Origin of the sequence: Paenibacillus sp. FSL P4-0338, assembly GCF_038002365.1 — a bacterium.
Taxonomy (GTDB): Bacteria; Bacillota; Bacilli; order Paenibacillales; family Paenibacillaceae; genus Paenibacillus_AQ.
Genome location: NZ_JBBOCG010000001.1, coordinates 3,945,659 through 3,970,658 on the forward strand (window position 1 = coordinate 3,945,659; position 25,000 = coordinate 3,970,658).

Below are 25,000 nucleotides of genomic sequence, written 5' to 3' on the forward strand. Positions count from 1 at the left end.
TGAGCAACGTATACTTTCAGTGATCAGACTTAAGATTTGATCCAAATCGGTCCCATATAAGGAGAGGTTGTAATCATTGTGAAGAAACTACAACGCTTGTTATCCCTGTTCGTAATCGTTCTGCTACTATTCTCATCCATTCCTATATCCTTATCTGCAGAAGCAGCAGGGACTTCCGGACAAGCAGCTCCGGGTCCTTGGGCCTTCAGCGCGTTCGGAGGTAATACATCCCCGGGCAAGAACCCCGAGCCTGCCAAAGAGAATCCTTCCACCGTAACGCTGACTACTTATGGCGGCAAAATTTCAGGCACCGATGAGGGGCTCTCTTTTTATTACCGGGAGCTTCCGGCCAGCGCGAACTTTGAGCTCAGCGCCAGGGCTACAGTTATTGCCTTTAACAGCAATTCCGGCGTCAATGCGCCTAATCAGAAATCCTTTGGCCTTATGTTAAGGAATTCGGTTAATCCTCATGGAAGTTCAAGCTCCACCACCTCCAATTATGCTGCGGCCGGTGCATTAGATTTGGTGATGAAGGGTTTTTATAAAAAAACGGCGCAAGTGAAGCTGAATCCGTTCGCCGGGCTGAGCGCCCCTGCTGCGGGCGAAGTCTACGATCTCAGCCTCCGGAAATCGGGCGATACCTATCTGCTGAGTGTTAACGGCCAGACCGAAATCGTAACCTTGGAGGATACTTTTACGGATACGGTCTTTGCCGGGATTTATGTCTCCCGGGATGCAACCGTAACCTTCAGTGAGCTGGACCTTCAGATCGAGACCAAACGTGTAACAAGCTTGTCTGCAGACACGGGCGGGATGACGAAGAGCTCTTATCTGGTGGGTGAACCACTGGATCTGACCGGGCTTATCGTGAAGGCTGTATTCTCCGATCACAGTGAGGCCACTCTGTCTTCTGAGGAGTACATTGTAACCGGGTTTGACAGCAGCACAGCCGGGGAGAATCGAATCCAGATTAACTATAACGGTGCCTCTGTTAATATTCCGCTGCAAATCATCCCGCTGACCGTCAGCTCATTATCCGTCAAATACGAGCCTGTCAAAACCGTCTATTATCCGGGCGATTCCTTTGATCCACAAGGACTTATTCTTGCTGCCCATTATAATAACGGCTACCTGATCAAGGAACTGGCTGATGATCTGTACACCCTCTCCATTAACGGCCATCCTGTAACAGACCAGTTTCCGTATACTTTTGCTGAGCCGGGCTTCTATAATCTATTGATCGCTTCCACAGAGACCCCGGCTGTCACCACAGCATTGAAGCTTGAGGTTATTGATGCTACCCTGTCCGAATTAGAAATAAGACATGAGCCTAAGCAGACTGTCTATTACATCGGTGATACCCTTCAGCTGGAAGGACTCTCCCTCTACGCCCATTATTCTGATCATTCCCAGGTCAGGCTGGCCAAGGACGAATATCACGTCTCTCCCCTAGACACCCTGAACCCAGGAGACAAGGAGATCAAGGTAACCTACAAGGAATTAACGGCAAGCTTCACGGTTAAAGTCCGAATAAAAGAGCTGACCGGCATCGAGGTAACCGGCTATCCCAGAGCCACCTTTTTTGTAGACGAACCCTTTGACAGCAGTGGTCTGGTCGTATCGAAGGTATATGACAACGCTGACCGGGAGGTGCTAAGCAGCTTCACGCTGGACAGCTCGAAATTCGATAACCGGCTCGCAGGAGTGTATCCGGTTAAGATTATCCCCGATGATTCATCCATACAGCCAATTACTTATCCTGTCACGGTAAAAGAAAAGACCTCGCCCGTCTGGCATAGTATCACCTTCGGCCAGTCTACGTCTGCTGCGAATAACAAAGTCGTCGCTCAGGACGACGGAACGCTCCGGGTGATCGCCTTGGAAGGCGGCGGTAAGGTCACAGAAGACCACGATGGCATAACGTTCTACTACACAGAGCTTAATGCCCTGGAAGATAACTTCGTGCTATCAGCGGATATTGAGGTGCTGAACTTTGCCAAAACCCCCTATGACGGGCAAGAATCCTTCGGGATCATGGCGCGGGATGCAATCGGGACACCCGGAACTTCGAGTGTATTCGCATCGAATATCGCTGCCATCGGCGGCTACAGCGGCGGGACAAGAAGCGCTCTGGGTACCCAGCTGTTTGTCCGTTCCGGTATCGAGAAGCCGGATGGAACCGGAAGCGAAGGCATTAAGACAATTATGCTCAAAAATGAGCGGCCTGCACCCGGCAACACGGCCCCTGCTGCACCATACCGCTTAACGTTGTCCAAGACGAACAGCGGCTTCACAGGCCGGATCAATTCGGAGCAGGAGGCTATCCATTTCGAGCCGGATATTCTTAGCGTACAGGATTCCACGATGTATGTCGGCTTCTATGCGGCCCGTCTGGCTACGATAGATATCCGCAATATCCAGTTGACAGTGACAAGCGCTGCTACTGATGCGCCTAAGGTGGAGCCACCCGCGGCTCCTGTAACACCAGATTTGAGCATACTGTCCCGAAGCAAAGCATCTACACCCGAATATGAAGTGATTGTCCGCCCTAACGTGAACGGAACCGTAACGGTGAAGCAGGGCTCCAGGATTATCGCACAGGATGTAGCGGCAACAGCCGATAAGCGTCTGGCGGTTCCTGCGGTACTCAGCGGACATGGGGATACGAACTTCAGTGTTGTTTTTTGGCCGGAGGATACCCAGTACTTGACCGCTTACGATACAATTGTCCGCAACTTCACTGTTAATATGAACAGCTATGGCAACGGGGAAGACATCTATGTATCGCCTGCCGGAACAAGTGCCGGGGACGGGACAATGGCTCTCCCGCTGGATCTTGATACCGCGATTGATTATGTGAAGCCGGGACAGCATATCATTATGATTGACGGGCATTACGTGCGGAAATCACCGCTGGTCATTCAGAAGTATAACAATGGTACCGAAGCTGCCAGAAAGGTTCTGGAAGCGGCACCCGGTGCAAGGCCCATTATCGATTTTGACAAAAAAACAGAAGGGGTGCTGCTTAGTGGGGACTACTGGCATGTGAAGGGGTTAGATTTCACCCGCTCGGCTGCCAATACTAAGGGATTCACGGTTGGCGGTAACCATAATATCGTTGAGAATAGCCGCTTCTATGCTAACGGCGACACCGGCCTGCAAATCAGCCGCACCGACGGAACCGCACAAGACCTGGCGGAATGGCCGTCCTACAATTTAATTCTGAACAGCACCTCCTTCGATAACCGCGATCCGTCTGACAATAACGCAGATGGCTTTGCGGCCAAGCTAACCTCCGGCACCGGGAATATTTTCAGAGGATGCCTGGCGCATAATAACATTGACGATGGCTGGGATCTGTACACCAAAGCAGGCTCGGGTGCCATCGGTCCGGTACTCATCGAGAACAGCGCCGCCTTCAACAACGGGTATTTAACGGACGGAACCGTTGGGGCCGGTGATAAAAACGGATTCAAGCTCGGCGGAGAAGGCATTCATGTCGCGCATATCATCCGTAATTCGGTCGCCTTCGGCAACGGTGCCTACGGGTTCACCAGCAACAGTAATCCTGGAGTCATTGCGGTCAACAATATCGGCTATAACAACACCCGCGGCAACCTGAGCTTCACCACATATGGTCAGATTACTCCAGACTTCAAGATTGACGGCTTTGTATCCTACCAGTCGGGCAGCATCGGCAAGGATCAATATCCGGCTTCCTTAGCTGCAGAGAATAACTTCTTGTACAATGGTACCGCATCCGTCAACAAGTCAGGCAAGCAGCTGACCGATGCCAACTTCGTAAGTCTGCAGCCGGTGACCTCTTATCTGCGGGATGCAGAGGGGAATATCATCTGGGGGGAATTTCTGAAGTTTATTCCTTTTGAGAATCAAGTACAGGAGCCAGAGCCGGGGACCCAGCCGTCACCAAGTCCTTCCGCTGCACCTGTTCCTTCTGCCACACCCAGTCCAACATCTGCACCTAATACTAGCAGCTCTGGCACTGGATCAGCCGACTACGACTCTATTCCGGCGGTTCTCTTGCTGGACGGCAGCGTAAGCATTGAGTTACCCGTAAGTCTGACCACAGGAAAAGCAGTAGCCCGGTTAAGCGAATCCGCTCTGCACCGAATAGTTCCAGTAGCCAAAGCCGATTCCACAGGTACCAAGACCTTGCGGATTCAACTCACTGCTGATACGGCACAGGATATGAAGGAAGTCGAGTTAAGCCTCCCTGCTGTGGCATTTCGTTCAGGAGACGCTCCCCTCAAGCTTGAGATCCGTTCTTCCTTAGCGACCATTGGATTACTTGACAGTATCTTCGCAGCGGAGGCGCTTGACGGCGTAAAGACCATTACTTTATCGCTAAGAAGCATGACTCCCGGCGGGAAGCTGCAAGCCAAGCTGGGAGACAGCCCGCTTATCGGTTACGGGCTTCAACTGGATGGAGCAGCACTGCAGCCTGACCGTCTTCAATCGGCTATAGAGATCGGAATCCCCCATCCGCCCGCTGTTCCTGCAGCGGATAATGCCTATATTGTTGTATGGGGTATCCAAGAACAGGGAATCATCCAGCCAGTGATACACGGGAAGTACAACGCAGATACGCGGCAGGCCATTTTCTCAACAACACAAGCCTCTGGCCAGTATGCAGCGGTCTATCATCATAAGACCTTCCAGGATATCAACTCATTCCACTGGGCCAAGTCCGCAGTTGAAGTGCTTGCGTCCAATGGGGTTATTCAAGGCATCTCAGCAGCCGAGTTCAGACCGGAGCAGTCCGTTACCCGCGCAGAATTTGCGATTCTCTTAGTCCGGGGAATGGAGCTTACAGCGTCAGAGGGGCCGGGCTTCACGGATGTGTCACCGGGGAATTATTATTACAAGGAACTTATGACTGCCCAGAAGCTCGGCATCATTACAGGCCTGCCGGGAGGTCTATTCCAGCCGGATGTACCGGTATCCAGGCAAGAAATGTTCGTTATGACAGCTAGAGCATTGCGGGCAGTAGAGCGCATGAATCCAGGGGAGAATACTTCTTCTGTATTAAAAGGTTTTACCGATCACCAGCAAATTGCAAGCTATGCGGCAGATGATATCGCCGCCCTGACCGCCGCCGGTCTCGTTAAAGGAGATGCACAAGAGCATCTCATGCCCGCTGCCTCCTCGACACGTGCCGAAGCAGCTATGCTGATCTATCGGATGCTTGAACTATAGTTCAGGGCTGAATAAATTCAGCCTCTTACGCTTGAAGCGGGCTGAGAGAGGGAATTGAAAGAGGCTGTTCCTCGGTCATCTACGATGACTCTTGGAACAGCCTCTTTGCAAAAGAACAAACATAAAACCACTCTTTGGTAACATAGAGGTGCGAACAACCACTTCAGCTGAGGCAACTTATTCGCTTCCGCGATTGTTCCTATACTCATCCTCCAGAATCGAATATTGATAGGAATCCATCCACTTCTCTTTATGATACATATGTCCTCTAAGATGCCCTTCGTATGTCATGCCTAGCTTCTGCATCACACGGGCGGAGCCGATATTCCCGGGGCGGCAGGTCGCATAGATCCGGTGAAGCTCCAGCTTATGGAAGCCCCAGTCCAGCAGTGCAGCAGCAGCCTCAGTAGCATAGCCCTGTCCCCAGTACAGCCGGTTGTAGCAATAGCCGATCTCTCCCTGCCTCGTTCCGGTAATATGCAGGCCGCAGCCGCCGATCAGCCGCCCGTTCTGCTTCAGAACCACCGCATACTCGAAGCCCTGGCGGGGCTCCTCCCGCTGCAATGTCAGCGTATGGCGGATATATTCGCGGGTATCCTCCAGTGAATTCGGCCCCCAGATCGAATGTGTCACTACTGCGGGATCAGATGCATACTCATGCACCTGCTCTACATCCTCTGGAGTGAACTCTCTGATCACCAGCCTTGCTGTTTCAAATTCCATATCTCTGCGGCCTCCTTACTCTTTTATTTGTCAAACAACCCTCTGCCAATCAAATTAGCCGTAATCGGCGGCTTGCCAATCTCCCGTGCCCATACCGAGAGCTGGCCGATATGATGGATCTCATGAGCGATCACGTGCCGCATCACTTCTCCGTAGGGGTGAGGCTCGCGTTCCCCTTCATCTGTAATATCAACCATGATCCGGTCTTCCAGCTCCTCCGACCACCCATAGACAAACGGAGCCAGTTCCGCATGGCAGCGGGCGGAGAAATCCTGTACCAGCTCCAGGCTGGCTACTTCCTCAAACGATGGAATTTCAATGGCTCTCTCCTGAATCCCTCCGCAGATCCAGCCGTATTCAACCGCAACAATATGATACAACGTGGGCAGGATATAGCCTAAGCCCCCGGTGCGCTTTTTCATCAATTCGTCCCCGTCCACTCCGCTGCACCAGTTGAACCAATCCTGGCGCACTTGCCAGTTATACTCAAATAGCTTCTGCATCCGCTGCCTCCATTCTCCATTTATTCCCTTACTTCATTCTTGTGTCACACTTTAACACAAACAAGACAGGCCTGCTACCGCTAATTACGGCAACCAGCCTGTCCCATACGCTTGTCCTGCATTTATTCAAACACGTACTCGCCTTCACCCACAGTCAGCGTCTGTCCCTTCAGCTGAGGGGAATCGGTCCGGAGAACGACCCGGCTGAACTGGTTCTTCATGCCCTGCACGAAATTGAAGGTCTGCTGATCTCCTGCCTTAAGATTGTAGCTGCCGTCCGCAAGCCCGGTAACGGGCAGGCCGAACAGCTCACTCCAATGGTTAGCGGCAGCGGCAGGCTCGGAGACACGGAAGACAGCGCCCGTCATGTCCACCTTCCCGGCAGGATGGGGCTGGTTGATTCCAGCTGCGTTCAGACTGTCCAGCCGCTCCTCATCCGCCTGACTCCACTGGATAATGAACGGATAGACCAGTCCCTGAAAGTCGCCGTCAATGGTCATCATCCGCCACTCGATTAACCGGCCCTGGTTGTCCAGACGCCGGCCGTCAATAATGGGTGACAGCGCCAATCCCGCAGCCTTCAATGTACCCTCTACTGCCTCAATATCATCTGTCCGCAGTACCACTCTGCTTAATACCTCATGCTCCGGCAGGACGGTAACTGCATCCCGCACAACCACATTATGCTTGGTCGCACGCGCCAGCTCCAGGTTCTCAATCCCGAGGAACTCTAGGTAGGTGAGCCCGAAATAGCTCAAGGCGTTATACGTTCCCCAATCCTTATGCGATCCGCCCCGGAAGGCCGTCAGGCCATGCTCCGCGAAGAGCTTCACCGGCTGGTCCAGATCGTTGACATAGTGCACCAGATGATCCCATTTGAGCAGGCTCATTACTTCTTCACTCCCAGCTCTGTCGTCCGCTTCACAGCTGCCAATACACTCCGCTGTAATCCGGCCGCAAAGTCACTATTATTCAGCTCGTACAGCCCGTGCATCCCAACCCCGCCAGGCGAGTTGTTGATATCCAGCAGCTGTCTCGGGTGGAGGCCAGTCTGCTGTAGCATCGCTACTGCTCCCAGCATATTCTCCAGCGCCACCTTCCAGGCTTGTTCCCGCGGCAATCCGGCGAGGACTCCGGCATCCGTGAACGACTCAATGAAATAATAGATATAGTTCGGTCCGGCAACCCCGAAGCCGGTGAAGATATCGATGTAGGACTCGTCCAGAACCTGCACCTTGCCGAAGCCAAGCAGGAATGCTTCTACCTGCTTAAGCGATGCGGCTGCATTCAGGGCTACACCGCTGTATCCGTAACCGGTATCGGTTAGAGTATTAGGAATAACGCGGACAATCGGGCGTTCGGCTCCGAAATAATCTCCAAGCTGGGCAATCGTTACCCCTGCTACAATCGATACAATGACCGCAGACGGTGAGGCGGATTGCCGGATCAGAGTTCCAAGTGCAGCCAGATCATCCTGCGGACGAACAGCGATGACGATCAGTTCTGCGCCGGAGAGCGCCTCTTCCTGCGCGCGCTCCGTGTCTACGTTATACTTAGTTTTTAGAAGCCCAAGCCGGCCCTCATTAATATCTGACACACTGATCTGACCGGCAGCCAGCGTGCCGCCTGCCAGGCAGGCCCGGATGATCGCTTCCGCCATCTGCCCGCCGCCAATGAAATGAATCTTGCCTTTTGACACTTCCATTCACTCCCTGATTAGATTAGTTATTAGCCCAAGCCTCCGGCAGTATGAACCCGGCATATTTCTCTTGTCCAAGGATGTATTCCTCGAACTCTTTGGATTCATAGGCAGCCTTCAGATCCTTGGCCCACTGGGCTTCCTGGTCCTTCTTGTTCACCGATACGATGATTCTATGCTGCATAGGCGTATTCTCAATCTTCAGCGCATCCGTAATCTTGCGGTCGGGAGCGTTAGCGATATAATTCCCGTTCACCACACCATAGTCAACATCCTGCAGCGAGACCAGAATCTGCGCCGGGTCCAGCACCTTCAGGTCAATCTTGAACTTGTCCGGCTCCACGCTGTTCACATTGAAGTCCGCTACCCCGGCACCCTCTTTGATCTTGACCCAACCCAGCTCCTCCAGAATCCGCAGCGCGCGCTCCTGATTAACCGGGTCGTTTGGAATCGCAACGGTAGTGCCGTCCTTCACATCGTCAAGCGTCGTGTGATTAACCGAGTACAGCCCCTGCGGTGCGCCTGGAACATAAGCAATACCTACCATATCGCCGCCAATTTCCTTATTGATCGCATCCATGTAGGCGGTACTCTGGAAGATACTCGCGTCAATCGAGCCTTCCTTCATCGCCGGGTTGACCTGCATATTCTGCGAGAAGGTTTTGATATCTACAGTATACCCTTTTCCTTCCAGGATCGGGAGAATGGATTGCCGGAACTGCTCCTCATACGTACCTACACCGAATCCGACTGTGATTTCCTTCTTGTCCCCGGAGCTTGCCGCTTCCTTATTGTTACCGCAAGCTGCCAGCACCGCCATCGAACTAATCAGTAGAACCGCCAGTAATTTTTTCATCACTCTCATCCCCTATCCTAATACTGTGTTTTTAAAATGCACTAATGCCTCGTCTGTAACCGTCAGCGGAATGGCGCAATTTGGCGATAGAATAAACGGCTGACCCTTCATCTTGGCCAAAGCTTCCTTCGCCTGTTGTTCAATCTGATCCAGATCATTTCCGGCAAACAGCCCGTGATCCACTCCGCCCACCTTCGTGGCCTTGAGATCGGCGTCCAGCCCGGGATTGCCTTCCGCTACCGTATCCCAGCTGATTCCGTCAATCCGGTAATCATTGAATTTCGCAGGCTGGGCATGAGCACCGCAGGTATGTAAAATATTCTTGCCGTAGCTCGCCGCCTCCAGCACGATAGAATCATACGGTCTGGACAGCTCATCGAACATCGCCTCATCGAATAAACCGGGGTGGGCTGTGCCTGTCACCGCATAGAATAGACCATCTGATCCCGCCTGCCGCAGCTCCTGCACATAATCGGCCAAGGTTAAGGCAATCGCATGCAGGGCATGATGCGCGGCGGCACGGTGTTCCTTGAAGAGTGATTCCAGCGTCACCGGCTGCCCGATCCCGAATACGGTCTCCGTAACATAAGCAGAACGTCCTACGATGAACAGCAATACCGTGAGCGGGGAGAATACCGTCTGAATCAGCGGCGTATCTGGCAAGCCCCGGCGGATCTTCCTTACGGCCTCCAGATGCCCCAGCAGCGAAGGGGTTTGCGCGGCTTTTTTCACCTCAAGATCCCAGAGATTCGCGGCAGCCGGAACCGCCGTAGTCAGCTGTCTCGGGAATACCGTCCGGTAATCTGCGAAGTTATACTCATTTCCCCAGGCTTCGGCCAGATAGGTCGCTCTCGGGTTGATTTTGACCCAGTCCCAATTATATTTGTCCGTAAAAGAAATCGTAGACGACGCCAAGTCCTCCGCATTCTGCTCCTTGTCAATAAAGTGGCGCCACCCGCTGACAATCGGCCGGTCCGCAAGTTCCCCGGATAAGATCGCCTGAAAACGCTCCTGCTTGCTCCATACACTCATCTGCCTATCCCCTTTGTCTCGTAATCTCTAGTAACGGCGAATCTTGCGCGCCAATGTGTTGCCCAGGGACTGAATACCCTGCACCAGAATGATCAGAATAATGACCGTCGCGAACATGACCACCTCGTCAAAACGTTGATAACCATACACGATTGCCAAGTCGCCGACCCCTCCGCCGCCTACTGCCCCGGCCATTGCCGTAGCCCCGATCAGCCCGATCGTCGCTGTGGTCAGGGAGAGAATTAACGAGCCCACCGCTTCCGGCAGCATAAAATACCATATGACCTGCAGCGGTGTTGCGCCCATCGCTTCCGCAGCTTCGAGAATGCCCGGATTCACTTCCAGCAGCGAATTCTCGACCAGCCGTGCGATATAGGGTGCGATATAGATAATTAGCGGAACAATTGCCGCACTAGTCCCAATCGAGGTATGAACAATTGCTCTTGTTAGCGGAATAATGGCAAACAGCAGAATGATAAACGGAACCGAACGGATAACGTTAATTAAGGGATTCAGTAAGGTATACAGCCACTTGCTCTCCAGCACGCCGCCCGGACGGGTAATAACCAGCAGGATGCCCAGCGGAATACCCAGCAGCGAGCCGATGAATAGCGATACGCCCACCATCTGAATCGTTTCAATAATCGCCTTCAGGAATTGCTCACTTGTGATCGATGTCGAGAACATAGGACTTCACCTCCTCTATGCGGACCTCATGCTGCTTCATGTAATTCAAGGCTGCTTCCATCTGGGCCGGTTCACCTTGCAGCTGTACAATAATGGTGCCGAGCGTCGTCTCTTGAATCTCTGTCGTATTCGCAAAAAGAATGTTGACCTTGACCCCGTGGGTACGGATAATCTCGTACAGCACAGGCTCAGAAGCGCTCTCCCCGGCAAAATTCAGCTTATACACCCGGCTCCCCTGCTCAGTCTTCAGAGTTCTTCGGACGCTTGTGGTCATGCTGTTCTGAATGACTGTCTTGACGAAATTCTGCGTTGTCTGGTGCTTCGGTTCTCCGAACACATCCAGCACGCTGCCCTGCTCGATAATCCGTCCCTCTTCCATCACGGCTACCTTGTTGCAGATCTCCTGAATCACTGACATCTCATGCGTGATGATCATCACCGTGATGTTGTATTCCGCGTTGATCCGCTTGAGCAGCTGCAGGATGGACTGTGTCGTCTGCGGGTCCAGAGCGGAAGTAGCTTCGTCGCACAACAGTATCGAAGGATTCGAGGCAAGTGCCCGGGCAATCCCGACCCGCTGCTTCTGTCCGCCTGACAGCTCGCTCGGATAGCTTCCAGCCTTGTCGCTTAGTCCAACGAATTCGAGCAGCTCCTCCACCCGCTTGCGGATTTCTGCCTTGCTCTTTTTCAGCAGCACGAGTGGAATAGCCACATTGTCGAACACCTTTTTGGACTCCAGCAGGTTAAAATGCTGAAAAATCATGCCGATGTTTTTCTTGGCTGCCCGCAGCTCTTTGTCGCTGTACGCTCCCAGATCGTACCCGTCTACCAGCACCTGGCCCTCAGACGGCCGTTCCAGATAATTGACCAGGCGGATTAACGTGCTTTTCCCGGCTCCGCTGTAGCCGATGACCCCGAAGATATCGCCCTTCTCAACCTTCAGGCTAATCCCCTTCAGCGCTTCTATCTTCACCTCTTTGCGGGTGAACGTCTTGTACACATTCCGTAGTTCAATCATATTTGTTCCCCTCAATCATCTGGTAAATTTAGGATTCAGGATTCAAGTCTGCTGCTTCAGCTTCGCAAGCGCCTCTTCTGCCAGCAGGGCGAAATACTTAGCCGCTGGCAGGATAGCCGCCTCATCGACATCGAAGCGGGGATGATGCAGCGCATGGTTGGGGCCGGTACCAATGTTCACAAAGGCACCCGGGATCTGCTGCAAATAATAGGCGAAATCCTCGCCGCCCATCTGCGGCGGAATATCATGTACCTCATAGCTTGCTTGTGCTGCGACCTCTTTGGTGAAGTCTGTCCATCCTCCGTGATTGACCGTAGCGGGCGGGCCGGGATACCAGTGCAGCTTCGCCTCTGCTCCGGCTGCGGCTGCAATCCCTTCTATGATCCGCGTCATTTGGGCCGGGATGCTGCTGCGGATCTCTTCGTTATAGGTACGTACTGTACCTTCCAGCTCTACCTTCTCCGGCAGGACATTCCAAGTAAAGCCACCGTTGATCCGGGTAACACTGAGCACGACCGGCTCTTGCGTGTTATTTTGACGGCTGACTACAGTTTGCAGCATCGTAATGATCTGCGCGGCGGTAACAATGGTGTCTACCCCTTTCTCCGGTGTAGCTGCGTGAGCGCCGACCCCTTTTACCGTAATCTCAAAGCGGTCCACGCCAGCCGTTAAAGCTCCCGTTCTTGTGCCGAACGCCCCGTTAGGCAGGTCCGGTGAATTATGTAATCCGAAGATGGCCTCCACCCCGCTTAGCCCGCCGGATGCCAGTACGTCCTCCGCACCATGCCCCGTCTCTTCTGCCGGCTGGAACAGGATTCTGACCTTGCCCGGCAGTTCATGTTCACGCTGCTTAAGCAGACTGGCCGCACCCAGGATGACAGCGGTGTGGAAATCATGGCCGCAGGCATGCATGGCTCCCGGAATCTCTGATGCGAACGGCAGGCCCGTCTGCTCCTCAATCGGCAGGGCATCGATATCGCAACGAATCGCTACTATGCTGCCGTCACCTTGTCCAATCTCCGCTATAAGTCCAGTCTTAAGCGGCAGATCCAAGATCGTTATATTCTCTTCTGTCAGCCAGTTACGCAGCTTCTCCGTGGTTCTATACTCCTGATTGCTAAGCTCCGGTTCACGGTGCAGGTTCCTCCGCACTTCGGTTAGCCGGGCTGCCAGTGCTTCTTCTGTCTCATGCTGTGGTCTCATAGGCCTGTTCTTCCCCCTTCATTACGTATGCTCAATTCCTCTAATCCGCTCCAGCGCAGTCGCAAGGCTGCTTAAGATATGCTCCCGCATCGCCCGCTCCGCCCCCTCTTCATCCCTGGCTATAATTCTCTGCAGAATCACAAGATGCTCCTCATCCGCCTGCGTATTCCAATCCCCGTGTAGCGAGACATAACGACAATACCGGAGCGAACGGTCTCTTAACTGGTTCAGCACCTTCTCAAAAGTCTTCAGCGCGCTGATCTCCCACAAGTAATCATGGAATTCGAAGCCATAGGATACAACATCCTGCTGATCCCCCATCTGGAAGGATTGCTTCAGCTTCTCCAGAATCAGCGTTAACTGCTGAATATCCTTAATGGTAGCGTTTCTGGCAGCGCTTCTGGCGATATGGCCTTCAAGCATGCTGCGGATCTGGAAGATCTCCTCGACCTCCTTAATCGTTAAAGGGGCTACCCGCAGCCTGCCGTTGGGCTGGCGCACCAGGAAATCCTCATTCTCCAGCCGCTGAATCGCTTCTCGTAGCGGAGTCCGGCTGACCCCGAGCAGTGCCGCCAGGCTCTCTTCGTTAACCGCCTGATCCGGCTCCAGTTCGCTATCTATTATTTTTTGCTTAAGTGCATAGTAGGTATTATCCTTCGACAATCTTCGTGAACGCATTTCCATAGATTTCATTGCTCCTCGCTATTCATTTGCGGGTCGCCCGGTTAACTGTATAATTGTATACAATTATTTAAGTTGAGAGATATTCAAGATAAAATGAAAGCTCCAGTTGAAACACTCTCTGTGCAATCAAGCTTTTTTCATACTATAATCCCATTATACCCACTAGTCAAGTATGTTTTATAGGGGAATCAATAATCGACACTTGTTTGACAAATAAAGTCGTATTTTTACAAGTTGAATTAAAGAATGCTTGGGAATTAGCCGTGACTCCAGAGAAGTTTAGCGTAAACGATAAATAACCCTCCTGCACCTCGTTAGGGTGTGGAGGGTTATTTACCTTACTAAGTTTCAAATACTATCTCATGACTTGCCTCACTCTTATTGAACGGGAAACTGTATTCTTTGAACCTAAATTGAATTCCGGAAATCTCATCAGGTAATGGCGGTGAGATAACATATTTATATGATGCATGGTCAGATCTGCTTCCTCCACTAATCATTCGAGAGTCATATTGGTCATTAATATATAGTTCGTAATGGCTATGCTGATGAGATTTGGATTCAACCTCCGGCTCACTGTCCCAATCTATATTTAGTGTTAATACACTTGCATTAGTGTATTGTTTCATAGAAGTTAGAGTATAGAATCGATCACCTATTACGACTGACTTCAGAATTGCAATGTGTTGTCTGAATCCGGCTGGTTCGATCATCGGTTTATATTGTTCTTCATTCATCATATTTCCAAATAACGACATCAAGAATCCTTCATAAAGCCCCTGTTCCTCTGACCATTTAGAAATATACTCTAACGGAGGAAATCCTGGATTATTATCCGAGACTTCCTTTCTCTTCTTGATCAAAGAGCAAATTTGTTTATCGATATCAATAATTCGTTCATCATAATGCTCTGTTGGGCGTTCAAATGGTATTCGTAACATCTTAACCACCTCTCATATCCATTAATTGTTACATCACTATATTTTAACATATAATGGTTTGAGCCAACATAAAAAAACCTCATAATAAGTATAGTTTGCACCATACAAATTAAGAGGTTTTGAAATCCGCAATCCACGCTTACTTTATCAATCATTCAGCATTCATAAGCTTAGCAAGGCTCCGCCGCCGGATTCCCCGCCTCTTCCTTCGTACGGAATGAGGAACCGCAGCCGCATGTAGCGCTGGCGTTGGGGTTGTTGATGGTGAAGCCGCCGGTCATGCCGGATTCCTCGAAGTCGATCTCGAGGCCGTTCAGGTAACGGATATCGTCTTTGCTGACGACTACTTTCAGACCTGCAACGTCCATGTAGACGTCCTGCTCACTCTCGGTATCGTCGAAGCCCATTGCGTACGAGAATCCGCTGCAGCCCCCGGCGGTGACGCCCAGACGGAGAAACATATCCGGCACTTCCTGCTCCGCAAGCATAGCCTTCAATTGACCTGCCGCTGTCTCACTTATGCTAATCATAATTACAACCTCCTTAGAATTCACTGTATTGGAATCAAGCAGCCTTCTGGCTGTGTGTAATGAAATCAAAGCCTTGCGCGGGAAAAGAATGAGTATGATGTATATCATTTTCATTGGCTCTTGAAATCAGTATACTCCACTATTCTTCTGCCCTCAAGTCGCAAACTCTCCGCTGATATGCAATTTATACCGGAAGTCCTACGGTTTCTGGCGGTTGCTCCCCCTCAAGTAGAGGTTTATAATAAGAAAAGCGATAACCAAGAGTATTTTCAAAAAAATTCGAAAAATTGTCACGGGGGTTGCAGTTAACCTCTATTTATTATGCCGGCTGTTGCCGGATATTCTCAGGTACACGATTATGCGATGCAACCGCCTCGCCAACCTTCAGGAGGAACTTATATGTCTACCCTAATTACACCCCACACGGATGCCCGGATGGCGAACATCATTGAGAAGGTTCGCGGCGGAGAACGATTGAATTTGGAAGATGGCGTTTATTTATATGAGAGTAACGATCTCTTAACGATCGGACAGCTGGCCAATGAGGTCAATCTGCGAAAGAACGGGAATAAAGTCTATTTTATCGAGAACATGAGTCTATATTTCACCAATGTCTGCGAATCCCGGTGTGCCTTCTGTAATTTCCGCAAGGATGAAGGCGAAGAAGGAGCTTATACCCTCACCGGCCAGGAGATGGTGGAGTATGTGCAGCAGCATATTCATCCCGGCGTGCGCGAGTTCCATATTGTAGGCGGCCATAATGATAATGTGCCCTTCCAGTACTACGTTGATTCGCTGCGGGCCCTGAACGAGCATTTCCCCGAGGTGACTCTCAAGGCCTATACAGCGGCAGAGATCGACTTCTTCACCCGCATCAGCGGACTCAGTATCCGTGAGGTGCTGGAGCAGCTGCGCGCTGCCGGACTGAAGACCCTTACCGGAGGAGGGGCAGAGATTCTGTCTGACCAGTACCGCAAAAAAATGCGCGTTGATAAAGCCAATGTCGAGGAATATCTTGAGGTGCACCGCACCGCCCATCACCTTGGCATGAAGACCCATACCACGATGCTGTACGGGTCGATTGAGTCCCGTGAGGACCGCATCCGCCATATGCTGCAAATTCGTGACCTGCAGGACGAGACCGGCGGATTCATGGTATTCATTCCGTTGTCCATGCAACCCAAGAATAAGAATGCGGGCATCATGCGCCGCAACTCCGCGAATGAGGATCTCAAGACCATTGCGGTCAGCCGTCTGATGCTCGATAACTTCGACCACATCAAGGCTTACTTCATTAATATCGGGGCCCAGTTGACCCAGGTTGCCCTGAACTTCGGCGCTTCCGATGTGCACGGAACGATCCTGAAGGAACGAATCAGCCATGCTGCCGGCGCGCTGACACCGGAAGGGCTGACCCGCGATGAGCTGATCTGGCTCGTGAAGGGTGCGGGACGGATTCCTGTAGAACGGGATACCTTCTACAACGAGATCAAGGTATACGAATAAGAACAGAACAAGCTTACCTCAGCCAGTGAACGCAGAACTGCCTTGTCCATTACGTACCCGAAAGGAAGATCAGTTCGCATGAGAACCTTACTTGTCCTGGGCGGCGGCTACGGCGGTCTTGCCCTCATTCAGCAGCTGCTGGATCATCATCTCCCTTCTGATGTGGAAATCATTCTGGTGGACCGGATGCCGTATCAGGGGATCAAGACCGAATATTATGCACTGGCCGCAGGCACCGTCACCGATTACCATCTGCGGATTCAATTCCCGGTACACCCCCGCCTGACCGTTCGTTACGGGCAGGTGGGTTCCATTGATCTGGAGAGCAAGCTGGTCCTGCTCGATTCCGGGGAGCCGATAGCCTATGATATCCTGGCGATTGCCCTGGGCTGTACGGATAATTACCATAACATTCCTGGAGCTGAGGAATACACCTGCAGTATTCAGAGCTTCGCCGGAACCCGCGAAACTTACCGCAGGCTGAACGATGTGAAGCCTTATGGAACCGTCAACATTGTCGGCGGGGGACTAAGCGGCGTAGAGATTGCTTCGGAGCTGCGGGAGAGCCGGCCAGATCTGAATATCTCGCTGATGGACCGGGGAGATCGTATTCTGTCTTCTTTTCCGGCTAAGCTGTCCAGGTATGTCGAGGAATGGTTCAGTGAGCATCAGGTGGAGACGATCGGCGGGGTGTCGGTCTCTCATGTCGAAAAGGATGCCATCTTCAATGGCACCCAGGCTATTCCGGCGGATGTGACGGTATGGACTGCCGGTATTCAGCCGGTGAAGGTCGTGCAGCAGCTTGAGCTTCCGAAGGACCGCGGAGGCAGGCTCATTGTCGGGGAATATTACAATATCGCTGAATATCCGGAGGTCTATGTGATCGGGGATTGTGCCAGCCTGCCCTTCGCCCCCAGTGCACAGGCGGCGGGTGCCCAGGGCGAGCAGGTGGGTCAGATTATTCAGGCACTGTGGCGGGGAGAAACCCCGAAGCTGCATAAGATTAAGCTGAAGGGAACTCTCGGTTCACTCGGCAAAAATGCCGGTTTCGGCCTGATGGGCCGCCGCTCTGTCATGGGCCGGGTTCCGCGCCTGCTGAAGAGCGGTGTGCTGTGGATGTCTAAACGCCATTTCGGCTGATGAAACCCGGCTTGAACCCAGGCGGTTTAGTCAATCTCCAGGTTGTCCCAGGCTTCTGCCTCTCGTATAGCGGCTTCTATGGCCTCTTCCAGAGCAGCAGGGGAATCAGCCTCAATGATCTCCCCGTCAACCATGGCGAACGGCTGGAGATAACACTCTCCGCAGTTGTTCAGACAGCCGTACTCCACTACATCATATTCAGGGTTTTGTTCCAGCTTAAGCTTGAGCGGTTCAGTGCCGTGGCCGATGTTGCTGGCACAGAATTCTATAATTGGTCTCATGATGATCTCCCTATTCTGCCTTAACCATTTTATTTTTTAACTTTTTGTACTATAATAAACATACGAAAGGAGTGATTGAGAAATGAGTGAGAATGTACAAAGCGCAACCATGTACGATGAAGTACTGGAAGTCCTTGATAAACTTCGTCCGTTCCTGCAGCGCGATGGCGGTGACGTGGAACTGATTGATGTTGAAGACGGCATCGTTAAGCTGAAGCTTATGGGTGCATGCGGCAGTTGCCCAAGCTCCACGATCACGCTAAAAGCCGGGATCGAACGCGCCCTGATTGAAGAAGTAGAAGGCGTGGAAGAAGTCGTTCAGGTATTCTAATCCCGTTTCATAAACCATCCCGGCCTCCGCTAAGAGGCCGGGATTTTTTTTATTATAGAGGATTTCGTCTGTAGGATCAACCACCTGGCTTCGCAAAAAAACCAGAAGCCGCTCCGCTGGCCAATTCTGGCTACCGGGCTTCTTCTGGTCTCACTAGGATTACTCAGCTTGCCTAAGCTTAAGCTTAGAATGCCGGAATAATCGCTCCGTCATATTGCTTATCGATGAATGCCTTCGCTTCCGGGGATGTCAGCGCTGCTGCCAGCTTCTGAATGGCATCGGAATCCTTATTGTCAGGACGGGCAACCAGCAGGTTGGCATACGGGGAGTCGCCGCCTTCAATGAACAACGCATCCTTGGTAGGAGACAGCTTAGCATCCAGTGCAAAGTTGGTGTTGATCAGCGCCAGGTCTACTTCATCCAGCTGACGGGGCAGCATGGCTGCATCCAGCTCAATGATATCCAGCTTCTTGGCGTTCTCAGTGATATCCGCTTTGGTAGAGGCAATATTGGTGTCATCCTTCAGCTTGATCAGGCCGTTCTTAGCCAGCAGAATCAATGCGCGTCCGCCGTTCGTTGCATCATTCGGAATTGCAACCTTTGCACCCTCTGCCAATTCGTCAATCGATTTGATTTTTTTGGAATAAGCGCCAAATGGCTCTACATGAACAGCAGTTACAGATACGAGATCTGTGCCGTTCTTGGCGTTCTGATCATCCAGGTAAGGCTTGTGCTGGAAGAAGTTCGCATCGAGCTGCTTCTCGGCAAGCTGTGTATTGGGAAGAATATAATCTGTGAATTCTTTAATTTCCAGCTTAATGCCTTGGGCTTCAAGCAGTGGGGCAATCGCTTTGAGGATTTCCGCATGCGGTACAGGAGAAGCACCAATAACCAGGGTTACCGGGTCCGCAGCAGGCTCTGTAGTCGGTTCTGTAGCAGCAGAATTCGTGGTGTTATTGGCCTTGTTGTTTCCGCAAGCGGCAAGCACCAATACCAAGGTCAGGCTGAAGAATGTAAGCAGTACTTTTTTCATCTGTAAATCCCCCTCTAATCCATATGTTTTATTGAATAAGGCTATATGTGGACGTACCTTATTTCCGTGTAAAATGTCTTACCAGCCGGTCACCGGCCATTTGCAGCAGTTGGACGAGTATTACTATCAGTGCCACTGCGATAATCATAACTTCCTTCATATAACGGTAATAGCCGTAACGGATCGCCAGATCCCCCAGACCGCCGCCGCCAATAAATCCCGCCATGGCAGTATAAGAGACAAGGGTCACTAAAGTAATGGTTATTCCGGCAAGCAAGCCCGGACGAGCCTCCGGCAGCAAGACGCGCATCACGATCTGCCCGGTGGATGCCCCCATGCCCTGCGCTGCTTCAATAATTCCCCGGTCAACCTCCCGCAGCGCCGTTTCCACCAGTCTGGCGAAAAAGGGAGCCGCACCGACCACCAGTGCCAGAATGGTTCCGCGCACACCGATGGAGGTGCCCATAATGATCTTGCTGAGCGGAATCAGGGCCACCATGAGAATGATAAACGGAACGGAACGCAGGATATTTACGATAAATGATAATGCCGAGTAAACAGCTCTGATAATAGTGTTATTTGATCTCCCCCATAAATATAGCATAATTCCGAGCGGTAAACCAAGGATAATTGTGAATAATCCTGAAATAACTACCATGTTAAGTGTAGCCACCGTTGCATCGAGCATTTCTGCCCAATCAATCTTATTAAAATCCAGTCCGCCCATCAGGAAATCACCTCCACATCAAGACCTTGCGCTACTAACTCCGTAAGCGTGGCTTCAACCGCATCGGCAGGTCCTTCGAACCGTACAATCAGCTGCCCGTAAGGAACATCCTTGATCGTTGAGATCGTGCCATGGAGAATGGCGAAGTGAACCCCTGTTCCTTGAACCACCTGTGAGAGCGTGGATCCGTAAGTCTTTTGCCCGAGAAAAGTGATTTTGACCGACTTCGTGTAGCCTGGGTGCACAGCATCAATTGCTTGCCGGAGCGGTCCATCCGACTGGGTCTCACTGCGGATGAATTCCCTGGTAACCTCATGCTTCGGCTTCAGAAATACCTCGGCCACTTCACCCTGCTCCACAATACCGCCTCCATGGATCACGGCAACACGGTCGCAGATGCTCTGAATCACATGCATCTCATGTGTAATCAGCACGATGGTCAGATGGAATTTGCTGTTGATATCCATCAGCAGGCGAAGAATGGAGTCTGTCGTCTGCGGATCAAGCGCCGAGGTCGCTTCATCGCATAACAGAACGTCCGGATCACTCGCCAACGCCCGGGCGATCCCGACACGCTGCTTCTGTCCGCCGGATAGCTGAGCCGGGTACTTATTCCAGTGCTCCTCCAGTCCAACCAGGGCGAGCAGATCTTTAACCTTTTGTTCAATCTCATTCCTTCCGGCTCCGATCAGCCGCAGTGGAAACGCGATATTATCATAGACTGTAGCCGATGAGAGCAGATTGAAATGCTGAAAAATCATCCCGATCTTGCGCCGCTGCTCTTGCAGCTGTCTCTGGCTAAGCGCTGTAAGCTCCACACCGTCCACCCACACCTCGCCCGCAGTCGGGCGCTCGAGCAGATTAATGCAGCGGATCAGCGTGCTTTTGCCGGCCCCGGAGTGACCGATCACCCCGAAGATTTCACCCTTCTTAATCGACAGGCTCAGCGCAGAGAGTGCAGTTGCCTGCTTACTGCCTTTGCCGTACACCTTGGTTATATCCTTCAATTCTATCAACCGCTGCGTCCCCCTTCTGTTCTAGCTTCCATCATTGCAATAAAAAGACCCCCTACGATCCATGCAGATCGCAAGAGGCCCTGTGTGTATAATGACAATGCCTTCTCATCTGCCAAATACCCCAAAACCGGCGGCATTGTAGGAATTAGCACCATGACATTTGGGTACAGCGTAAAGCTGTATTCAAACCGGTTGCCGGGCTTCATCGGGCCTATCCCTCCGCCGCTCTCGATAAGATAATAGTATGAAGTTATATATTCCGTATCATGTCAGAAGTTAATGTATGCCTAAGTATATTCAGTTTCGAGTTTTTTGTCAAAGGTAAGTTTTTACGAACGGGCATGCCCGGATTTCGGGCCTGGGACCGCTAATTTCTTGTGCCATTGCGCATTCCCGTACTTGTATGCGGCTGCCAGTGATTGGCATACCATCTCCAGACTCTGCTTCAAATCCTCCAGATGGCTGTCCAGATCCTCCAGACGGATCTTATCATGCAATCCCTGGTGACGCTGCCAGAGATCGTCGGTCATCTCCGCGTTCATGTAATGGATCTCGGCATTCCGCCGCTTGCGCAGATTCTCCACCGGCTCCCGGTAGGAATTCCTGATCCGCTCCAGTTCGTCCGCCAGCGGATGATGCGCATGAAGCAGCTGAAATTGCCTCAGCACCGTAAAGTAGGAGAAATGCGTTTTCACCTTGCCTGTATTGAGATTGTACAGATTGTTCAGCACCGTGCCCAGCTTGTCCAGCAGCGAGAAGACACGGATGAAGCCATCCTTGTAGAAATACACATATCTGGCGTACTCCCCCTGCTCGGTGGACGACATATCATCCATATAACCGGCTATTACTGACTTCCGGAAAAAGGCGGCTGCGAACCAGCTCTGCTCCAGCTCATCCAGAGAGGAGATCAAGCCCCGTGTCCAGATTTCCAGCTTGCGGTATTCATGGTCATGGTCTTCATGTGCCGCCATCTCCTTGCGCAGCATGGAGGCAGCCTTCGCCATGGATTCCATAGCTTCAGCCAGCACACCGCTGTTCACGCGGGGCGGCTCTCCCAGTAATGTCCGCAGCATATTTTGACCCTCCTTAAAGTTCACTTCTACGCTAGAGGAAAATAATGATTCCAATTGCGGTCTACCCGCTTCGCAATATCCTCGCTCGGAGCCAGCTCCTCCGGGTATCCCGGCTTCATCCGGGCATCTATAATGATCGGCAGCGTATAGCTGACACTGCCCCGTTGTACCCCAGCCGCCGAATAAATATCGTCCGCTGGATTGAAGCGGGTGAATACAGACCACAGGAATGAGGTCTGCGTGCTTACCGCCTCTTCCGCCTGATCGACCAGCACAATCAAAGGCCAGTCGGTCTCCCTCTCCTTGAAGGCAGCCACCAGCCGTTCCGGCAGCTCCGGGTCCTCTTCATAGGATGCACCGGAAACGGCTAAACATCCTCCGCAATAAGGCACAGCGGCGGTGATTGATGGGAGCAGCCCCTCTGTATAGGTCTTTGGCAGCTGACGGACCGGGCTGCCGATGCCCGCCATCACAGCCTTACTGCCATGGTTCAGCTTGCGTCCAGTATAATCCAGCGTATCCATGGAGGTATTGGCAAAGATCGTCAGATCCAATTGCGGATTGAAGCGCTCAAGCACCGTTTCCAGCAACTTGGGAAAGTCGGTAAGCTCTACCTGCACATTAGTTAGCAGAAGGAATTTGGTTAAGGAGAGCTGGCCTTCCCCTAAGATACGAAACGCTGACACCATATACTCACGCGGATAGCTCTCCCTCACGACCGCTGAGGTCAATGAATGCGAACCGGATTCGGAATAGGACCATAGCGCTTTGACCGAAGGGATCAGCAGAGGATAGGCCGGAGCGAGCAGCCGTTGCAAATAATCCTTCAGGTAATAATCCTCCTGGCGCGGCTTGCCGGTGATGGTCGCCGGGTAGATGGCATCCTTGCGGTGCCACATGCGCTGAACATGCATGACCGGGAAATCATGCTGCATGGAATAGTAGCCGGACTGGCTCCCATACGGGCCTTCCGCTCTCCGCTCCAGCGGAGACACGCGTCCCCGGATGGAGAACTCGGCCTCTGCCGGAATCCGGTGCCCGCCCAAGGGGTCCTGCACCATGGGAAGCTTGCCACCCAGCATCAGCGAGGCTAGCAGCAGCTCCGGAATCCGTTCCGGGACCGGAGCCACTGCCGCAGCAATCAGGGCCGGCGGCCCGCCGATGAAGACAGACACCGGCAGGGTCTCCCCGAGATGCTCTGCCTGCGAGTGATGAAAGCCGCCGCCCTTGTGAATCTGCCAGTGAATGCCTGTGGTACTGTCGTCATACATCTGAATCCGGTACATTCCGAGGTTATGATCCTTAGGGTTGGTGATATTCTCCGTATAGACCAGAGGAAGCGTGAGGAATGCCCCGCCATCCTTAGGCCAGGCTGTGATCCGGGGCAGCTCCTTAAGCGGATCACTGCTGCTGCAGACGCCGAGCACAGGAGCCTCTCCTTGCGGTATGTTCTTGGTTCCTGCCCTCAGCAGCTCAAGCAGCACCGTCTTCTCCCGCCATAAGCCGGCGGCGGAAGGCGGGATCAGCTGCTCCATCGCCGTTGTCAGCGACTTCAGCAGCTGCTCCGGTCTTGTCCCAAAGGCTTTGTTGACGCGCCGGACTGAACCGAATAGATTCGTAGCGACCGGGAACGGTGTTCCTTGCACGTTCGTGAACAGCAGTGCCGGGCCTTCCTCCTGCACCACCCGGCGGTGAATTTCGGCAAGCTCCAGATAAGGATCAACAGGCGTATCTATCACTGCCAGATCCTTATCCCTGCGGAGTTGCTCGATCCATTGTCGTAAATTACCGTATCGCACTATAGCCTTCCTCCTCAAACAGGACGTTATGCTTATCCCGTCCACCGTTGCCTTATGCTTATCACTTGCTGCCTCTGCCAGCTCCGCTTAACTGCCAGACCCTTACACTCATGTAGCACAGAACCCCGAAGAGTCCGGAGATCAGCACAATATGAGACATCGCAGCAAATATGTACAATTTCTCATTATTCAGTGTGTATACCACAGCCGCTCCGCTGAATACCTGCATCAGGCATAGCAGAACTGCCGCTACTCCAAGAGCCCTCAGCTCCGGCAGCTCCTTATACTTCCAGAAGGCCAGATGCCCAAGCATAGCCGTCAGCAGGAAAAGAATCGCCGCCGCAATCCGGTGCACAAATACGATCCCTACTCCGCCGCTCATCTCCGGAATCCATTGTCCGTTACACAGCGGCCAGCCGGAGCACCCGCCCTGGGAGCTGGTGTGGCTTACATAGGCCCCTATATAGACAACGATATATGAATATACTGCAGTAACCCAGGTTAAGTTGCGGAAGGCCAGGCGGACTTTGGGACTTCCTGTGCTGAGTTCCGCTCCAGGGGAGAATGCCCGCCGGGTCCCAAGCGCCAGCATCAGCGAACCGGCGAAGGCGATCAGCGAGAAGCCCATATGCAGGGCCATGACTGCAGCTGATTGCGACTTCACTACTGCAAGCGCTCCCATCCCGCCTTGAACGATGACGAAGATCAGGGTCAGCAGGGCGTAGGCCAGCAGATCCTTGCGGTGCCTGGCAAAACGCCAGAAGGCAACCATGGAAGCCAGTGATAACAGGCCCGCCAGGCCGCTGAACAAACGGTGGGTATATTCAATCAGAGAGCCGATGGTATAGGCAGGAATCAGCTTCCCGTGGCACAGCGGCCACTCATTCCCGCATTCCAGTCCCGAGCCGGTCTTCGTCACCACAACCCCGCCAAACAGCGCCATGAACATAATGAGACAGGTCAGATAGCTGAGCCATTTTAATTGAAGTGTCGTCAAT

At 52.4% G+C, this 25,000-nt stretch carries 23 protein-coding genes and 1 riboswitch; of the genes, 4 read left to right on the plus strand and 19 right to left on the minus strand.

The window, feature by feature from the left end; all coding sequences use genetic code 11:
* Nucleotides 1–78 precede the first annotated feature (78 nt).
* The gene (locus tag MKZ07_RS17350) at nt 79–5,217 is read left to right on the plus strand and encodes a bacterial Ig-like domain-containing protein (protein WP_341026772.1); all 5,139 of its coding nucleotides are present in this window, start codon (nt 79–81) and stop codon (nt 5,215–5,217) included.
* A gap of 177 nt (nt 5,218–5,394) precedes the next feature.
* Here the strand turns inward: MKZ07_RS17350 and MKZ07_RS17355 are convergent, their stop codons facing one another.
* From MKZ07_RS17355 to MKZ07_RS17410, 12 genes are all read right to left on the minus strand, one after another.
* On the minus strand, nt 5,395–5,940 hold the full coding sequence (locus tag MKZ07_RS17355; protein ID WP_036701649.1) for a GNAT family N-acetyltransferase: 546 nt from the start codon (nt 5,938–5,940) through the stop codon (nt 5,395–5,397).
* A 23-nt stretch (nt 5,941–5,963) separates the two neighbouring features.
* Entirely contained in the window at nt 5,964–6,443 is a 480-nt protein-coding gene (locus MKZ07_RS17360) for a DinB family protein (RefSeq protein WP_341026775.1), read from the minus strand.
* Nucleotides 6,444–6,565: 122 nt separating this feature from the next.
* Nucleotides 6,566–7,333 (minus strand): VOC family protein, encoded by a 768-nt coding sequence (locus MKZ07_RS17365; protein WP_341026777.1) that lies wholly within the window; start codon nt 7,331–7,333, stop codon nt 6,566–6,568.
* Nucleotides 7,333–8,142: a pyrroline-5-carboxylate reductase gene (proC, locus tag MKZ07_RS17370; protein ID WP_341026778.1), complete on the minus strand. Its 810-nt coding sequence runs from the start codon at nt 8,140–8,142 to the stop codon at nt 7,333–7,335. Before proC ends, MKZ07_RS17365 begins: the two co-directional genes overlap by 1 nt.
* A 22-nt stretch (nt 8,143–8,164) precedes the next feature.
* Nucleotides 8,165–8,998 (minus strand): MetQ/NlpA family ABC transporter substrate-binding protein, encoded by an 834-nt coding sequence (locus MKZ07_RS17375; protein WP_036701659.1) that lies wholly within the window; start codon nt 8,996–8,998, stop codon nt 8,165–8,167.
* Between the two features lie 12 nt (nt 8,999–9,010).
* Nucleotides 9,011–10,030: a uroporphyrinogen decarboxylase family protein gene (locus tag MKZ07_RS17380; RefSeq protein WP_341026781.1), complete on the minus strand. Its 1,020-nt coding sequence runs from the start codon at nt 10,028–10,030 to the stop codon at nt 9,011–9,013.
* 27 nt (nt 10,031–10,057) lie between these two features.
* The gene (locus MKZ07_RS17385) at nt 10,058–10,717 is read right to left on the minus strand and encodes a methionine ABC transporter permease (protein WP_036701665.1); all 660 of its coding nucleotides are present in this window, start codon (nt 10,715–10,717) and stop codon (nt 10,058–10,060) included.
* Nucleotides 10,692–11,735 carry a methionine ABC transporter ATP-binding protein gene (locus MKZ07_RS17390; protein ID WP_341026782.1) on the minus strand — a complete coding sequence of 348 codons (1,044 nt, stop codon included), beginning with the start codon at nt 11,733–11,735 and terminating at the stop codon, nt 10,692–10,694. The genes MKZ07_RS17385 and MKZ07_RS17390 overlap by 26 nt, the downstream gene beginning before the upstream one ends.
* A 42-nt stretch (nt 11,736–11,777) precedes the next feature.
* Nucleotides 11,778–12,938 (minus strand): amidohydrolase, encoded by a 1,161-nt coding sequence (locus MKZ07_RS17395; RefSeq protein WP_036701670.1) that lies wholly within the window; start codon nt 12,936–12,938, stop codon nt 11,778–11,780.
* A 21-nt stretch (nt 12,939–12,959) separates the two neighbouring features.
* Nucleotides 12,960–13,622 carry a GntR family transcriptional regulator gene (locus MKZ07_RS17400; protein ID WP_076161480.1) on the minus strand — a complete coding sequence of 221 codons (663 nt, stop codon included), beginning with the start codon at nt 13,620–13,622 and terminating at the stop codon, nt 12,960–12,962.
* Between the two features lie 341 nt (nt 13,623–13,963).
* Nucleotides 13,964–14,563: a hypothetical protein gene (locus tag MKZ07_RS17405; protein ID WP_036701674.1), complete on the minus strand. Its 600-nt coding sequence runs from the start codon at nt 14,561–14,563 to the stop codon at nt 13,964–13,966.
* 170 nt (nt 14,564–14,733) lie between these two features.
* Nucleotides 14,734–15,093 (minus strand): HesB/IscA family protein, encoded by a 360-nt coding sequence (locus MKZ07_RS17410; protein ID WP_341026788.1) that lies wholly within the window; start codon nt 15,091–15,093, stop codon nt 14,734–14,736.
* Between the two features lie 399 nt (nt 15,094–15,492).
* Here MKZ07_RS17410 and mqnE point away from each other — a divergent pair, with 399 nt between their 5' ends.
* On the plus strand, nt 15,493–16,599 hold the full coding sequence (gene mqnE, locus MKZ07_RS17415; protein ID WP_341026790.1) for an aminofutalosine synthase MqnE: 1,107 nt from the start codon (nt 15,493–15,495) through the stop codon (nt 16,597–16,599).
* A gap of 78 nt (nt 16,600–16,677) precedes the next feature.
* Nucleotides 16,678–17,739 (plus strand): NAD(P)/FAD-dependent oxidoreductase, encoded by a 1,062-nt coding sequence (locus MKZ07_RS17420; protein ID WP_036701682.1) that lies wholly within the window; start codon nt 16,678–16,680, stop codon nt 17,737–17,739.
* Nucleotides 17,740–17,765: 26 nt separating this feature from the next.
* On the opposite strand, the gene MKZ07_RS17425 is transcribed toward MKZ07_RS17420, so the two are convergent.
* On the minus strand, nt 17,766–18,020 hold the full coding sequence (locus MKZ07_RS17425) for a YuzB family protein (protein ID WP_063829082.1): 255 nt from the start codon (nt 18,018–18,020) through the stop codon (nt 17,766–17,768).
* A gap of 82 nt (nt 18,021–18,102) precedes the next feature.
* Here MKZ07_RS17425 and MKZ07_RS17430 point away from each other — a divergent pair, with 82 nt between their 5' ends.
* Nucleotides 18,103–18,351, plus strand: coding sequence for a NifU family protein (locus MKZ07_RS17430; RefSeq protein ID WP_036701687.1), 249 nt, complete (start codon nt 18,103–18,105; stop codon nt 18,349–18,351).
* Nucleotides 18,352–18,535: 184 nt separating this feature from the next.
* Here MKZ07_RS17430 and MKZ07_RS17435 read toward each other — a convergent pair whose 3' ends face one another.
* From MKZ07_RS17435 to MKZ07_RS17460, 6 genes are all read right to left on the minus strand, one after another.
* Nucleotides 18,536–19,384, minus strand: coding sequence for a MetQ/NlpA family ABC transporter substrate-binding protein (locus MKZ07_RS17435; RefSeq protein WP_036701689.1), 849 nt, complete (start codon nt 19,382–19,384; stop codon nt 18,536–18,538).
* A gap of 58 nt (nt 19,385–19,442) precedes the next feature.
* Nucleotides 19,443–20,111, minus strand: coding sequence for a methionine ABC transporter permease (locus MKZ07_RS17440; protein WP_341026793.1), 669 nt, complete (start codon nt 20,109–20,111; stop codon nt 19,443–19,445).
* Complete coding sequence (locus MKZ07_RS17445; RefSeq protein WP_036701694.1) at nt 20,111–21,127, minus strand: methionine ABC transporter ATP-binding protein; 1,017 nt, start codon at nt 21,125–21,127, stop codon at nt 20,111–20,113. The genes MKZ07_RS17440 and MKZ07_RS17445 overlap by 1 nt, the downstream gene beginning before the upstream one ends.
* A 102-nt stretch (nt 21,128–21,229) precedes the next feature.
* Nucleotides 21,230–21,365: riboswitch (SAM riboswitch) on the minus strand.
* Nucleotides 21,366–21,456: 91 nt separating this feature from the next.
* A complete protein-coding gene (locus tag MKZ07_RS17450) occupies nt 21,457–22,203 on the minus strand; it encodes a Cthe_2314 family HEPN domain-containing protein (RefSeq protein ID WP_036701697.1) in 747 nt (248 codons plus the stop codon).
* A gap of 26 nt (nt 22,204–22,229) precedes the next feature.
* Entirely contained in the window at nt 22,230–24,002 is a 1,773-nt protein-coding gene (locus MKZ07_RS17455) for a UbiD family decarboxylase (protein WP_036701699.1), read from the minus strand.
* Between the two features lie 61 nt (nt 24,003–24,063).
* Nucleotides 24,064–24,999: a COX15/CtaA family protein gene (locus MKZ07_RS17460; protein ID WP_036701700.1), complete on the minus strand. Its 936-nt coding sequence runs from the start codon at nt 24,997–24,999 to the stop codon at nt 24,064–24,066.
* Between the last annotated feature and the right edge of the window lies 1 nt (nt 25,000).